General features: G+C 68.1%; 12 protein-coding genes and 1 pseudogene (1 of these 13 cut by a window edge). 6 read left to right on the forward strand and 7 right to left on the reverse strand.

Annotated elements, in window-relative coordinates:
• Positions 1 to 800, forward strand: partial view of a monovalent cation:proton antiporter-2 (CPA2) family protein gene (locus DEW08_RS22670; protein ID WP_109331580.1) — the 3' portion only. It extends 919 nt beyond the left edge of the window; 800 of the gene's 1,719 nt are visible here — the last part of the coding sequence; the start codon falls outside the window, past its left edge; the stop codon is at positions 798 to 800.
• Between the two features lie 44 nt (positions 801 to 844).
• On the opposite strand, the gene DEW08_RS22675 is transcribed toward DEW08_RS22670, so the two are convergent.
• From DEW08_RS22675 to DEW08_RS22690, 4 genes and pseudogenes are all read right to left on the reverse strand, one after another.
• Positions 845 to 1,885 (reverse strand): sulfate/molybdate ABC transporter ATP-binding protein, encoded by a 1,041-nt coding sequence (locus tag DEW08_RS22675; protein ID WP_109331581.1) that lies wholly within the window; start codon positions 1,883 to 1,885, stop codon positions 845 to 847.
• A gap of 16 nt (positions 1,886 to 1,901) precedes the next feature.
• A complete protein-coding gene (cysW, locus tag DEW08_RS22680) occupies positions 1,902 to 2,753 on the reverse strand; it encodes a sulfate ABC transporter permease subunit CysW (RefSeq protein WP_109331584.1) in 852 nt (283 codons plus the stop codon).
• Positions 2,743 to 3,578, reverse strand: a pseudogene (gene cysT, locus DEW08_RS22685) (sulfate ABC transporter permease subunit CysT). Before cysT ends, cysW begins: the two are co-directional and overlap by 11 nt.
• Positions 3,579 to 3,631: 53 nt before the next feature.
• The gene (locus tag DEW08_RS22690; RefSeq protein ID WP_109331585.1) at positions 3,632 to 4,645 is read right to left on the reverse strand and encodes a sulfate ABC transporter substrate-binding protein; all 1,014 of its coding nucleotides are present in this window, start codon (positions 4,643 to 4,645) and stop codon (positions 3,632 to 3,634) included.
• A gap of 225 nt (positions 4,646 to 4,870) precedes the next feature.
• On the opposite strand from DEW08_RS22690, the gene DEW08_RS22695 reads away from it, so the two are divergent.
• Entirely contained in the window at positions 4,871 to 6,010 is a 1,140-nt protein-coding gene (locus DEW08_RS22695) for a Fic family protein (RefSeq protein WP_109331586.1), read from the forward strand.
• Between the two features lie 99 nt (positions 6,011 to 6,109).
• Here DEW08_RS22695 and DEW08_RS22700 read toward each other — a convergent pair whose 3' ends face one another.
• Positions 6,110 to 6,562: an RrF2 family transcriptional regulator gene (locus tag DEW08_RS22700; RefSeq protein WP_109331589.1), complete on the reverse strand. Its 453-nt coding sequence runs from the start codon at positions 6,560 to 6,562 to the stop codon at positions 6,110 to 6,112.
• Positions 6,563 to 6,906: 344 nt separating this feature from the next.
• Here DEW08_RS22700 and DEW08_RS22705 point away from each other — a divergent pair, with 344 nt between their 5' ends.
• Positions 6,907 to 7,539, forward strand: a complete 633-nt coding sequence (locus tag DEW08_RS22705; protein WP_109331590.1) for an MBL fold metallo-hydrolase — start codon at positions 6,907 to 6,909, stop codon at positions 7,537 to 7,539.
• A gap of 95 nt (positions 7,540 to 7,634) precedes the next feature.
• On the opposite strand, the gene DEW08_RS22710 is transcribed toward DEW08_RS22705, so the two are convergent.
• Positions 7,635 to 8,495, reverse strand: a complete 861-nt coding sequence (locus tag DEW08_RS22710; protein ID WP_109331591.1) for a ParB/RepB/Spo0J family partition protein — start codon at positions 8,493 to 8,495, stop codon at positions 7,635 to 7,637.
• Complete coding sequence (locus DEW08_RS22715; protein WP_245986910.1) at positions 8,482 to 9,363, reverse strand: ParA family protein; 882 nt, start codon at positions 9,361 to 9,363, stop codon at positions 8,482 to 8,484. The genes DEW08_RS22710 and DEW08_RS22715 overlap by 14 nt, the downstream gene beginning before the upstream one ends.
• Positions 9,364 to 9,995: 632 nt before the next feature.
• On the opposite strand from DEW08_RS22715, the gene DEW08_RS22720 reads away from it, so the two are divergent.
• The 3 genes from DEW08_RS22720 to DEW08_RS22730 all read left to right on the forward strand — a co-directional run bounded on the left by DEW08_RS22720 (position 9,996) and on the right by DEW08_RS22730 (position 13,988).
• Positions 9,996 to 10,943 (forward strand): replication protein RepA, encoded by a 948-nt coding sequence (locus DEW08_RS22720; protein ID WP_109331593.1) that lies wholly within the window; start codon positions 9,996 to 9,998, stop codon positions 10,941 to 10,943.
• A gap of 818 nt (positions 10,944 to 11,761) precedes the next feature.
• A complete protein-coding gene (locus DEW08_RS22725) occupies positions 11,762 to 12,874 on the forward strand; it encodes an ABC transporter ATP-binding protein (protein ID WP_109331595.1) in 1,113 nt (370 codons plus the stop codon).
• A gap of 67 nt (positions 12,875 to 12,941) precedes the next feature.
• The gene (locus tag DEW08_RS22730; protein WP_109331596.1) at positions 12,942 to 13,988 is read left to right on the forward strand and encodes an ABC transporter substrate-binding protein; all 1,047 of its coding nucleotides are present in this window, start codon (positions 12,942 to 12,944) and stop codon (positions 13,986 to 13,988) included.
• Positions 13,989 to 14,000: the final 12 nt, after the last annotated feature.

Genomic DNA, 14,000 nt, shown 5'->3' on the forward strand with positions numbered 1-14,000 from the left:
AGAGCACGCTGCTGTTCCTGCTGTGCCGGCTGTCGGGGCTGGGTCTCGCCACCTCGCTGCGGATCGGGCTGCTGCTGGCGCAGGGCGGCGAGTTCGCCTTCGTCCTGATCGGCAAGGCGACGGCATTGAAGGTGATGGATGGCGAGACCGGGCTTCTGCTCTCCTCTTCCGTGGCGCTGAGCATGGCGGTCACGCCGCTGATCGGCACCGCCGCCCAGCGGCTGGCCCAGGCGATCGAGGCGAGGCGGGGAGCCGAGACCTTCGGGGTGGAGGCGGACGGCCGCACCGGCCATGTGCTGATCGCCGGCTATGGGCGCGTCGGGGCGGCGGTCGCCCGCCTGCTCGCCGCCCACGACGTCCCCTTCCTGGCGCTGGACCTCGAACCGCAGCGGGTGGCGCGGGCGCGCCAGCATGGGCTGCCCGTCTACTACGGCGACGCCAGCCAGGAGGTGGTCCTGCGGGTGGCGGGGATCGAGCGGGCGCGCGCCGCCGTCATCACGCTGAACCGGCCGGAGCGTGCCGAGCGGGCGGTGGAGGCCATCCGCCGCGCCGCACCCGACCTGCCCATCGTCGCCCGCGCCCACGACCTGGGGCAGCGCGGCATCCTGTCGGCGGCCGGCGCCACCGCCGTGGTGCCGGAGACCATCGAGGCCAGCCTGCACATGGCCGCCCTGGTCCTGCGCAAGGCCGGCATCGATCCGCAGACGGTCGACCGCAACCTGCAGGCCTACCGCGACGGCAACTATGAAGCCCTGATGGAGCTGGAGACCAAGGGCAAGGAAGCGGCCGGGGCCGACTGAGCGCCCCTCCCCGTGGGCCCTGCCCTCGCTCCGGCCCCCTGCCCTCAGGCGCGGGGGAAGATCCGCGCCCGGTCGACATGGACCGCGCAGGGGTCGCCGGTGCGCAGGCCCAGCATCTGCAGCCGCTCGCGGTCCATCTCGGCCTCCAGCGCCAAGCCGGCCAGGTCGATCTCCACCCGCGCGTCCGGGCCGACGACATGGATGCCGGAGACCCGGCCCGGCCCGCCGGACGCCGGGCTCAGCCCGAGGTCGTGCGGCCGCACATAGGCGATGCCGGGGCCGCGCAGCGAGATCTCCGCCGGGATGGACAGGGCGCCGTTGGCCGCCACCGCCACCCCGCCGTCGACCACGCAGTCGAACCGGTTCACCTGTCCGAGGAATTCATAGACGAAGGCCGAGGAGGGATGGTCGTAGACCTCCGCCGGCGTGCCGATCTGCTCGATCCGCCCCTGGCTCATCACCACCACCCGGTCGGCGAGTTCCAGCGCCTCCTCCTGGTCGTGGGTGACGAAGACGGAGGTGATGTGAATGTCGTCGTGCAGCTTGCGCAGCCAGCGCCGCAGCTCCTTGCGGACCTTGGCGTCGAGCGCGCCGAACGGCTCGTCGAGCAGCAGCACCTTCGGCTCGATGGCGAGCGCACGGGCGAGCGCCACGCGCTGGCGCTGGCCGCCGGAGAGCTGCGCCGGGTAGCGCTCGGCGAAATGGCCGAGCTGCACCAGCTCCAGCAGCTCCAGCACCCGCCGCCGGATCTCGGCGCGGCCCAGCCGCTCGCCGCGCGGACGCACCTTCAGCCCGAAGGCGACGTTGTCGAACACCGTCATGTGGCGGAACAGGGCGTAGTGCTGGAAGACGAAGCCGACCTGCCGGTCGCGCGGCTTGAGGCCCAGCGCCTCCTCCCCGTTCAGCTGCAGGCTGCCGCCGTCGGGATGCTCCAGCCCCGCCATGATGCGCAGCAGGGTGGTCTTGCCCGAGCCGGAGGGGCCGAGGAGAGCCAGCAGCTCGCCCGACCGCACCTCGAGGTCGACGGAGTCGAGTGCCGTGTAGGCGCCGAACCGCTTCGTGATGCCGGATACCTGGATCGCCATCTCTCTCGCCCGTCCCCTAATGCCGCGTGGCCGCGATCTCGGCCTCGAAGCGCCATTCCAGCACCGTCTTCACCACCAGCGTGACGAGGGCGAGCAGGGCCAGCACCGAGGCCACCGCGAAGGCGGCGACGAAGTTGTATTCGTTGTAGAGAATCTCGACATGCAGCGGCATCGTGTTGGTCTCGCCCCGGATATGGCCGGAGACGACGGACACCGCGCCGAACTCGCCCATCGCCCGCGCGTTGCAGAGCAGGACGCCGTAGAGCAGGCCCCACTTGATGTTGGGCAGGGTCACCCGCCAGAAGGTCTGCCAGCCCGACGCGCCGAGCACGAGGGCCGCCTCCTCCTCCTCCGAGCCCTGCTCCTGCATCAGCGGGATCAGCTCGCGGGCGACGAAGGGGAAGGTGACGAAGATGGTCGCCAGCACCAGCCCCGGCACGGCGAAGATGATCTGGATGCCCTCCGACTTCAGCCAGGGGCCGAGCAGCCCGCGCATGCCGTAGAGCAGCACGTAGATCAGGCCGGAGATCACCGGCGAGACGGAGAACGGCAGGTCGATCAGCGTGATCAGCAGGTTCTTGCCGCGGAATTCGAACTTCGCCACGCACCAGCTCGCCGCCACGCCGAAGATCAGGTTGGCGGGGACCGCGATGGCGGCGACGAGCAGGGTCAGGCGGATCGCCGCCATGGCGTCCGGCTCGACCAGCGCCGCCCAGTAGGCGTCGAAGCCGCGGCGCAGCGCCTCGGTGAAGACGGCGACCAGCGGCAGGACGAGGAACAGCACGAGGAAGGCGAGCGCCGTGCCGATCAGCGCAAGGCGGACCCAGACGGGATCGGCCAGCGCGGAGGTCTGTCTGCTAGCGCGCATGGCGGGTTCTCATCCAGTTCTGCAGCAGGTTCAGCACCAGCAGCATGATGAAGGACACCATCAGCATCAGCAGGCCGACCGCCGCCGCCCCGGCATAGTCGTACTGCTCCAGCTTGATGACGATCAGCAGCGGGGCGATCTCCGACACGCCGGGCATGTTGCCGGCGATGAAGATGACCGACCCGTACTCCCCCACCCGCGGGCGAAGGCGAGCGCGAAGCCGGTGACCAGCGCCGGCAGGATGGCGGGGAACACCACCTTGAAGAAGGTCTGCCCGCGCGAGGCGCCGAGGGAGGCCGCGGCCTCCTCCTCCTCCGCCGGAAGGTCCTGCAGGATGGGCTGGACCGTCCGCACGACGAAGGGCAACCCGATGAAGGTCAGGGCGATGGCGATGCCGATCGGCGTGAAGGCCACCTTCAGGCCGAAGGCGTCCATCAGCGGCTTGCCCAGCCAGCCGTTCGGGGCATAGAGCGCGCTGAGCGCGATGCCCGCCACCGCGGTCGGCAGGGCGAAGGGCAGATCGACCAGCGCGTCCACCAGCCGCTTTCCCGGAAAGCGGTAGCGCACCAGCACCCAGGCGACGATGAAGCCGAACACCGCGTTGACCGCCGCCGCCACCAGCGACAGGCCGAAGCTGACCTGGAAGGCCGACATCACGCGCGGCGTCAGCACGGCCGCCCAGAAGCCGCTCCACCCCAGCCCGCCGGCCTTCACCGCCAGGGCGGCCAGCGGCACCAGGACGATCAGGCTGAGATAGGCCAGCGTGAAGCCCAGCGTCAGGCCGAAGCCGGGGATCACGCTCGGTTTCCTGAAGACGCCGGTCACCGCGCCCCCCTCGTGGTGGCCACGGTGTCGGAAGAGGCGACCGCGACCACCGGTCAGCGGCCCTTCTGGTAGATCTGGTCGAACACCCCGCCATCAGCGAAATGCTTCTCCTGGGTCGGACGCCAGCCGCCGAAGGTCTGGTCGATCGTCACCAGCTTAACATTGGCGAAGCGCCCCGCATACTGCGTCGCAAGTTCGGGCTGGCGCGGCCGGTAAAAATGCTTGGCGGCGAGTTCCTGGCCCTCGCGGGTGTAGAGGAATTGAAGGTAAGCCTCCGCCGCCTTGCGGGTTCCCTTGCGGTCGACGACCGAATCGACCACCGCGACCGGCGGTTCCGCCAGGATCGACAGGGACGGCACGACGATCTCGAACTTGTCGGCGCCGAATTCCTGGAGCGACAGGAAGGCCTCGTTCTCCCAGGCCAGCAGCACGTCGCCGATGCCGCGCTGGGTGAAGGTGACGGTGGAGCCCCGCGCGCCGCTGTCCAGCACCGGCACGTTCCTGAAGAGCTGCCCGACGAACTCCTTCGCCTTCGCCTCGTCGTTGCCGGACTTCTCCAGCGCGTAGGCCCAGGCGCCGAGATAGTTCCAGCGGGCGCCGCCCGAGGTCTTGGGGTTGGGCGTGATGACCTGGACGCCCGGCTTCACCAGATCGTCCCAGTCCTTGACCTGCTTCGGATTGCCCTTGCGGACCAGGAAGACGATGGTCGAGGTGTAGGGGGAGCTGTTGTTGGGCAGCCGCGCCTGCCAGTCCTTGGCGAGCAGGCCCGAATCGGCGATGGCGTCGATGTCGTAGCCGAGCGCCAGCGTGACCACGTCCGCGTCCAGCCCGTCGATCACCGAGCGCGCCTGCTTGCCCGATCCGCCGTGGGACTGCTTGATCGTGACCGCCCGGCCGGTTTCCGCCTTCCACTTCTTGGCAAAGGCCTGGTTGAATTCCACATAGAATTCACGCGTCGGGTCGTAGGACACGTTGAGCAGCGTATCCTGGGCATCGGCGGCGGCGGCACCGAGCCAAGCCAGCGTGAGCCCCGCGGCGAGAATGGTCAGGCTTCGGCGGATCGGCATAGGGCTCTCCTTCGGTTGGTCCCCTGAACCACAGTTTCACAAGTTTTCCTGCGGCTTTATTCCCATATCTCCGATAGACTTTGCCAAAATGCCCGGAACTGGCAAAGCCCTTTTTTCATCTCCAGCGCCGATTGTGGGCCGATTGTGAATTGACGCGCTTGGTGCAAGTGAACGATATAATCGGTATCATGTCGACACCCGGATGTGTACCGCGACGAGTGTCACATGCAGACCGCGCTCTCCCCTGCCCTGTCCCCTGCCCTGCTCACCGCCCTGCTGGAAGCCGAGCGCGCCCTCGGCCGGCTGGCCGAGCTGATGCAGGATGCGGAGCGGCGGCGGCGGCTGTGGGCCGATGCGGCGCGGCGCGAGGCCTGCGCGGCGGCGCGGCTGGACGGCATCGCCGTGGACACCACCGATTTCCTGATCGCGACCGTCAGCACCGACCTCGTCCCGACCGCCGGCCGCGGCGACGCCCAGTCGGTCCGCTCGCTCTGGCAGGGCTGCCGGTTCAGCCAGGGCGCCCTGCCGGCACCCGAGCGGCGGCCGTCTCCCGCCGCCCTGTCTCGCGGCGGCATGAGTGTCGCGTCCGAGGTCTGGCAGGCGGTGGCGGATCTGGAAGCCGGACTCACCGATCCCGAGGAGGGGGAGGACGGGCGCCCCTCCCCGTCCGCCGCCGCCATGCCGGAGTCCTGGACGCTCGACTGGATGGAATGCTGCTGGCGCGTCCTGCAGGCGGAGGTGTCCGGCCGGGACCCCGACCGTCTGGCCTTCTCGGCGGAGCGCGAAGCCGAGGCCTGCACCTTGCTCGGGCGTCTCGACGCTGCGGCCCGGCCGCCGGCCCTGCTCGGCGGCGTCGGGCTGCTGGCGGAGCTGCTGCGGCCGGCTCCCGACCTGCGGCTGCCGAGCTGGGCGGTGCCGACGGCCCGGCTGCTCGCCGCCCAGGCGGTGGCGCGCTGCTGCCGTCTGCCGGCCCTGTGGCTGCCGCTGTCGGTATCGCTGTGGACCGACCGGACCGCCGCCGCGATCGCGGCGCGCGGCCGGGACGAGGAGTGGCTGGCCTGGCTGGCGGACATGGTGGCGGAAACGGCGCGGCGGGAACGCCAGCGGGTCTACAGCCTCGACCAGGCGGCGGAGTCCTGGCGGCGCAGGGTAGGGACGCGGCGGCGCAACTCCCGCCTGCCCGAGGTGCTCGACCGGCTGTTCGAGGAGCCGGCCTTCACCGTGCGCCGTATCCAGCGGACGCTCGGCACCACCTTCCGCGGGGCGCAGCTGATCGTCGATGACCTGATCGAGGCGGGCATCGCCCGCGAGGTGACCAACCGCGCGCTCGACCGTGTGTTCGTCGCGGTCGACCTGATGCCGTAGCCGCAGCCGCAGCCGCAGCCGCAGCCGGAATCACAGCGCGGCGGGACCGGGCAGGGCGCCCGCCCCACCCGGCGGCCGAAGCGTGCGCGATCGCCCCGCTCAGATGTCGAAGTTGGCCGCGAGCCCGCCGGTCGCCTGCCGGTGGCGCAGCGCATCGGCCAGCGTGCGCTTGTCGAGGACGCCGGCCGTGGCGTCGCGCACCTGCACCATCAGCCAGCGCACCGAGCAGGTGTCCGGATCGATGCAGTCCTCGCAGGGCTTGAAGGAGTATTTGCTGGCGCAGGGGATCGGGGCGAGGTGCCCGTCGATCAGCCGGATCACCTCGCCGAAGGAGATCTCGTTTGCCGGGCGGGCAAGGCGGTAGCCGCCGCTCTTCCCGCGCTTGGCGAACAGCAGGCCCTGCTTGCGCAGCTCCACCAGGATCGCCTCGAGGAACTTGCGCGGGATGTTCTCCCGCTCGGCGATGTCGGCGATCAGAACCAGTTCGTCGTCCGGCCGCTCGGCCAGCATGATCAGGGCCCGAAGTGCGTATTTGGCTTTCTGGGAGAGCATTCCGGATGAGCCTGTTCTCGTACGGCGGTCTGGTGTCGGGATGGACCGGCGGGCCGGCCACCCGGCCGCGGTCAAGCGGCAGACAGGTAACAAATAATGCGTGTCCGGGCAATCCGGCAGTGCTGCACGGTCGCGGAAGCAATTTTGGATTTCGGTATAATCGGCAGCCCGGCAGCCTTGCACCGCCTGGCTTTTCCGGACGTCGCGGAGGGGCCGACGGCGATAGTGTAGCGTGCTTTTCCGCTGGATGCGAGCGGGAAGCGGCGCCTTGCCCGCTCATGGCGCACCGCGTAAGGTCCGGCAGACCGTTTGCCCAAGACAGCCTGCAGGAAGAGGTCAGCGCCATGCACTATACCATCGTTCCGGTCACGCCGTTCCAGCAGAACTGCACCGTCCTCTGGTGTCCAGAGACGATGAAGGGCGCGGCCGTGGATCCCGGTGGCGACCTGCCGCTGATCCTGCGCGCCGTGCAGGCCAAGGGCGTCACGCTGGAGAAGATCCTGGTGACCCATGGCCATATCGACCATGCCGGCGGCGTCGCCGATCTGGCGGAGCAGTTGACGCTGCCCATCGAAGGACCGCAGCGCGAGGACCAGTTCTGGATCGACGGCATGCCGTCGCAGAGCAAGATGTTCGGCTTCCCCCCCGTCCGCTCCTTCACGCCCGACCGCTGGCTGGAGGATGGCGATACCGTCACGGTGGGCAAGCTGACGCTGGATGTCCGCCATTGCCCCGGCCACACGCCCGGCCATGTCGTGTTCATCCACCAGCCGAGCCGTCTCGCCATCGTCGGCGACGTGCTGTTCCAGGGCTCGATCGGGCGGACCGACTTCCCGCGCGGCAACCATGCCGACCTGCTGGACTCCATCCGGACCCGGCTGTTCCCCTACGGCGACGACATGGCCTTCATCCCCGGTCACGGCCCGATGTCGACCTTCGGGGAGGAGCGCCTGTACAACCCCTTCCTCACCGACTGACCGGTCGGGTCACGTCCGGGCACGAAAAAGCCCCCGTCTGCATCCGGCAGGCGGGGGCTTTTCTTTGGCGTCCGTCTCTGTGAAGCGCGGCAGGCTCACTCGCCGAGCAGCAGGTCGATCCGCCGGCGCAGTTCCATCAGCTCGCTGCGCTGCGTGTCGTCGATCTGGCTGCGCAGCTCCGCCGGATCACCGAGCTGCTTGGTCGCCTTGCGCAGCGTGTCGAGGAAACGGGCGACCGGGGTGGCGCGGGCAGGGGACGGGGCGGCGGCCGGCTCCTTGGCGCTGTCCTTGCGGCTGCGCGCCGCCTTCACGGTGCCCTCGCCCGCCTTCACCCGCTCCCACAGCGCAAGCTGCTCGACCTCATCCTTGATCCAGGCGATCTCCACCAGGACCGAGCGCGAGACGTCCCTATGCGACGTCGCATATTCGTCCTTGATGCGATCCGGCAGCGCATTGAGACGCAGCGTGTGGCTGATCGCACTCTGGCTCTTTCCGACGATGCGGCCAAGCTCTTCCTGCGTATAGCCGTGCCGCTCCATCAGGCGGGCGAGCGCCTGGGCCAGTTCGATGGCGTTCAGGTCGACGCGCTGGACATTCTCCACCAGCGCCAGCTCGTCGGCATCGCCGGAGGTGACGATGGCGAAGATGGTGTCGCGGCCCAGCATCTCGTGCGCGCGGTACCGCCGCTCGCCGGCCACCAGCAGGAAGCGCCCGTCGCCGGTATCCTGGACCAGGATCGGCTGCTTCATGCCGTAGCGTTCGATCGACTCCGCCAGCGTCTGCATGTCTTCCGGGTCGAAGATGCGGCGCGGCTGATCGGGGTTCCGCTCGATGCGGTCCAGCTCGACCTCGACGAGGCGGGGAAAGTCGGAGCTGACGCCGAACAGCGCGTCCCGCCCCTGCTCTTCCACGGCGCCGCGGAACAGGCCGAAGTTGCGCGTCTTAGGCTTCGCCATGGCTGGTCACCTCCTCCGCAAGCTCGCGTGCCAGATCGACATAGCCCTGCACGCCCGGTGTGTCCGGCAGCACCTCCAGCGTCGGACGGCCAGCCGCCGCCGACTGGCCGTAGCCGGTCGACCGGTTGATCGGCGCGAAGATCCGCGTCTTGCCGCCCAGCGATTCCCGCAGCTCCCGCAGCGTCTCGTTGTCCTGCGTGTAGCGCGCGTTGAACATGGTCGGCAGGATGCCGAGCACCGTCAGGTCGGGATTGCCGCGGCGGCGGATCTTCTCGACCGTGTCGAGCAGCAGCGGGATGCCCATGATGTCGAGGAACTCGGTCTTCACCGGGATGATGACCTGATCGGCCGCCGACAGTGCGTTGACGGTCAGCAGCGACAGGTTCGGCGGACAGTCGATGATGATGTGGTCATAGTCGCTGCGCAGGTCGGCGATCTTCTCCCGCAGAACCGAGGAGGCGAAGGGTTCCGCCATCAGCTCGGTATCCGCCGCCGCCAGCATGATGGAGGAGGGGACCAGCCCGAACTCCCCCGGCAGCACGATGGAGGACAGGGGGACGTCCTTCAGCAGCGCGTAATAGAGCGTCGCCTTGCGACCTTCGAGCTGGCGCGGGTCCTGGCCGAGGAAGATGGTGGCGCTGGCCTGCGGGTCGGCGTCGATCAGCAATACCCGCTCGCCCCGCTTCGCCAGGGCATAGGCGACGTTGACCGCGGTGGTGGTCTTGCCGACGCCGCCCTTCTGGTTGGCGACCGCGACGACCTGCGCCCGGCGGTTGGACCGGTCGGGCTTGGCGTTCGCCTGCTCCGTCTTCAGGAACAGCTCGACGCGCGGCGGAATGCGTTCCGCTCCGCTTTCCCAGCGGCTCATCCGAGCACGGTCGTAGCGTCGTCCCAGTCTTTCATTCAACCAAGACGCGAATTCCTGCTGGGTGACGCCCCGCGCCTCCCGTATGGCCTGCAATTCCTCGCCGGTCATCCCGCGTTCGCCCCCGCGATGCAATGGCTTGTGTGGTTCGATAGGGCGCACCCTGCCGCTGTTGACGAAAAATGTCAACAGCGCGCTTCATTACGAATCCCCCCAGCCCCAATCCCTGGCCCGGCTCCCCGCGGCAACGCCGGGGCATCGGACGTCGCATATGCGCGATCGCGGCTTGTTCCGGAGTCGCAAAGGATCAGTGATTCGGAGCCGATTCGCAGCACAGGGCAGGGGCGGGGCGGGGGCGGAGCAGAGCGAAACCCACAGGCGGAGGCTGTCATCCCGCGTAATCTGGTGCGGGAAATGCGTAGTCTTGTCGCTGCGACTCGGCTTTTCCCGCGTAGTCTGGTGGCACATACAAATAGTTATGAATCTACTAGCTTCTAATAGCCCGACCCACAAGAATACGCATTGACGCGGGCACCTTGACCAACCCAGATTGTTTACCAATCAGCGAAACGTTACGGTCCGCCGCCGGCTTCCGGCGTCGGACGGGCACAAGTGGAAGCGAACCGGAGACAGCCATGGCTGAAATCCATGATCTCATCATGCAACACGGCCGGGAGCGCGCCCGGGAGCTGGTTCCCCGCGACCAGCGGCCCCTGGTGGATGCCGCGGCGGCCGTGCTCGCCGATGAATCGCGTGCCATGGGCATCACCTACAGCGGTTTCTGCCTGACGGCGTTGCCGCACAAGCGCATTCCCGACGACCAGACCTGGCGGCGCGATGGCCACCGGGTGACGCTGGTGGTGCAGCCGGGTGTGCTGCTGGTCGGCGGCAAGGAGAAGCTGTTCGGCGTGCCCTACGGCTCGCGGGCCAGGCTGATCATGCTGTATCTGCAGACCCGCGCCCTGCAGTCCAACAGCCGCGAGGTCGAGCTGGGCGCCTCCATGCGCGATTGGATGAGCCGGATGAACGTGTCCACCGGCGGGCAATCCTATCGGGACGTCAAGGAACAGTGCAACCGCCTGTCGGCCTGCCACCTGACCTTCTTCTGGGACGAGGCCGACGCCAAGGGCCGCGGCAGCAAGTTCGCCAAGGACTCGATCGTCGTCGGTGGCCTGACCTTCACCGAGGAGGACTACCGCCAGGGCTCGCTGTGGGAAGAGCGCGTGCTGCTGTCCGAAAGCTTCTTCAAGTCGCTGCGCGAGCATCCGGTGCCGGTCCTGGAGTCGGCGATCCGCGAGATCTCCAGCAAGTCCATGGCGATCGACGTCTATATCTGGCTGGCCTACCGGCTGCATTCGCTGAGCGAGGCGACGAAGATCTCCTGGCAGTCGCTCTACGCCCAGTTCGGCGGCGGCTATGACGAGATCCGGCACTTCAAGACCCGCTTCCCCGACACGCTGCGCGTCGCGCTGAACGTCTACCCGGAAGCGAAGGTGGAGGTGAATCGGGAAGGCATGGTGCTGCATCCCTCGCTGCCGCCCATCGCCTCGGACCGCCGGCAGGCGGCGCTCTTCGCCATGTGAGCGGCGAAGAACCACCAGAGTACGAAGCCGAAAACCCTTTCAAGACAACCACTTCCACCACATTACGCACGGCGGCCCCACCGGATGGCAGGGCCGCCGTTGCTGTTTCCGGAACCGGACCTGGCCGCTCGGTCAGGCCGGCCGCAGGCAGGAAAATCCTTTTCCTTCAACGACTTCCACAAGGATACGCATCCGGGGCGCGGGGCCGGGCCTCGCCTGCTCTCCCGAGGGGGGCTTCCACAAGACTACGCAGGCCGGCACCGGCGCCGCTGCGGCACCGGCGGCCACCCTCCACCAGATTACGAATCGGCCGGCGTCCTTCTCCACAAGACTACGCACGGCCGCCGGCCATCCTGCGACTCGCGGACCGCGAGCGGCGCGGCCTTCCACAAGACTACGCATCCCATGCGTCGGGGGCAGGGCGGAGCGGACAGGCGACTCGTATTCTTGTGGCAGCGCTCCCGCCGCTTCTCCCCTGTGGGTCGCGGTCCGTCGGCCCTGGATGCGATGCCGCATACGGACGGCTGCGCGGGCGGGAGCGGCGAGGCGGTACCGATTCGGGCGGGAAGCGGCAACGGAACTGCTGGGCTGGCGCTTTATCAGTCTTCTCAACGGCCTATGGAAAGCGCACACTCCTGGTCGAATGGCGGGCAAAGGCCATCAAGTTGCACAAGGAAACAGCAGGCTGTTGAAATCATCCGGACACGAGCAATGGGCTTGTCTATTTTCTTAAACGCGTGGTACCGTCAGGGCCGTCGATACGGGGGCGCCGGGGGCCCGTGCCCCTGACACGCACGGCCTCTGGTGGGAGGGGATCAATGGACGGTGGGATGATCGCGACGACGCAAGCTCTGGTTCGCTTCGCCGGGGTGCAGAAGACCTACGACGGCGAACATCTGGTGGTGAAGAGCCTGGACCTCGACATCCGCAAGGGCGAGTTCCTCACCCTTCTCGGCCCCTCCGGGTCCGGCAAGACCACCACGCTGATGATGCTGGCCGGCTTCGAGATCCCGACACAGGGCGAAATCTACCTTGCCGACCGTCCGATCAAGAACATGCCGCCGCACAAGCGCGACATCGGCATGGTCTTCCAGAACTACGCCCTGTTCCCCCACCTGACGATCGAGGAGAACGTCGCCTTCCCGCTGTCGGTGCGCGGCGTCCCGAAGGCGGAGATCAGGGAGCGCGTCACCAAGGCGCTGCGGATGATCAAGCTGGAGACCCTCGCCAGCCGCCGCCCCGGGCAGCTTTCCGGCGGCCAGCAGCAGCGCGTGGCGCTCGCCCGCGCCCTGGTGTTCAACCCGACGCTCGTGCTGATGGACGAGCCTCTCGGCGCGCTCGACAAGCGGCTGCGCGAGCATATGCAGCTCGAGATCAAGCACCTGCACGAGACGATGGGCATCACCGTCGTCTACGTCACCCACGACCAGGGCGAGGCGCTGACGATGTCCGACCGCATCGCGGTCTTCAACGACGGCATCGTCCAGCAGATCGACCGCCCGGCCGCCCTCTACGAACGTCCGGTCAACAGCTTCGTCGCCAATTTCATCGGCGAGAACAACGTCCTCAACGGGACCGTCGAAAATATTGAACAGGAATACTGCCGCGTCGCCCTGGATGCCGGGGGATCGGTGGTCGCCACCGCGGTCAACATCGCCGGGGCCGGCGCCCGCACCTCGCTGTCGATCCGGCCGGAGCGCGTCACCATCCTCGCCGGCCCGGATGCCGCGGGGGAGGGGCCGAACCGCCTGCCGGCCGTCATCCAGGACATGATCTATCTCGGCGACCACACGCTGGCCGTTCTGACCGCCGCCGGGAACGACGAGTTCATGGTCAAGCTGCCGGCCGGCGCCCATGCCGGGCTCTCCCACGGCGAGCCGGTGACCATCACCTTCCGCCCCGAGGATTGCCGGGCGCTGGATCCGGTCTGACGGGGTCTCCCCCCGGGCCGGGCATCATTGGGACAGTCACAACCACACAAACATAAGGACGGGGATCATGTCGAAGTTCAGGGTGGCTCTCGGTTTCGTGGCAACCTTCACCGCCATCAGCGCTCTGGCCCCGGCCGCCAGCGCCCGCGACCTGACCGTCGTGTCGTGGGGCGGCGCCTATCAGGAGGCGCAGAAGAAGGTCTATTTCGAGCCGTTCAAGGCGACCGGCACGGCGATGAACGACGAATCGTGGGACGGCGGCATCGGCGTCCTGCGCGCCAAGGTGCAGGGCGGCAACGCCACCTGGGACGTGGTCCAGGTCGAGAGCGAGGAGCTGGCGCTCGGCTGCGAGGAAGGGCTGTTCGAGAAGATCAACTACTCCCGCATCGGCGGCGAGGGCCAGTATCTCCCGGCGACGGTCAACCCCTGCGGCGTCGGCGCCATCGTCTATGACTTCGTGCTCGGCTACGACAAGGACAAGCTGAAGGAGGCGCCGAAGAGCTGGGCCGACTTCTTCGACACCAAGAAGTTCCCCGGCAAGCGCGGCCTGCGCCAGGGCGCCAAGACCACGCTGGAGATCGCGCTGATGGCCGACGGCGTCGCCCCGGCCGACGTCTACAAGGTGCTGGCGACCGACGCCGGCGTCGAGCGCGCCTTCAAGAAGCTCGACACCATCAAGAACGACATCGTCTGGTGGAAGGCCGGCGCCCAGCCGCCGCAGCTCCTCGCCTCGGGCGAGGTGGCGATGACCTCGGTCTACAACGGCCGCATCGACGCCGCCAACAAGACCGAGAAGAAGAACTTCGGCATGGTGTGGAACGGCGCGCTGTTCACCATCGACAGCTGGGTGATCCTGAAGGGCAGCCCGAACGCCGAGGCCGCCTACAAGTTCCTCGACTTCGTCGGCAAGGCGGAGAACCAGGCCAAGCTGTCCGAGAACATCGCCTACGGCACCTCCAACAAGAACGCCCCGGCGAAGATCGCCCCGGCGATCCTGGCGGACCTGCCGACCGCTCCGGCCAACATGAAGAACGCGGTGGAGATCGACACCAACTTCTGGCTGGAGAACATCGACCGTCTGACCGAGCGCTTCAACAAGTGGGCGGCCAAGTAAGCCGCCGCCCGC

Source organism: Azospirillum thermophilum (assembly GCF_003130795.1).
Lineage (GTDB): Bacteria > Pseudomonadota > Alphaproteobacteria > Azospirillales > Azospirillaceae > Azospirillum > Azospirillum thermophilum.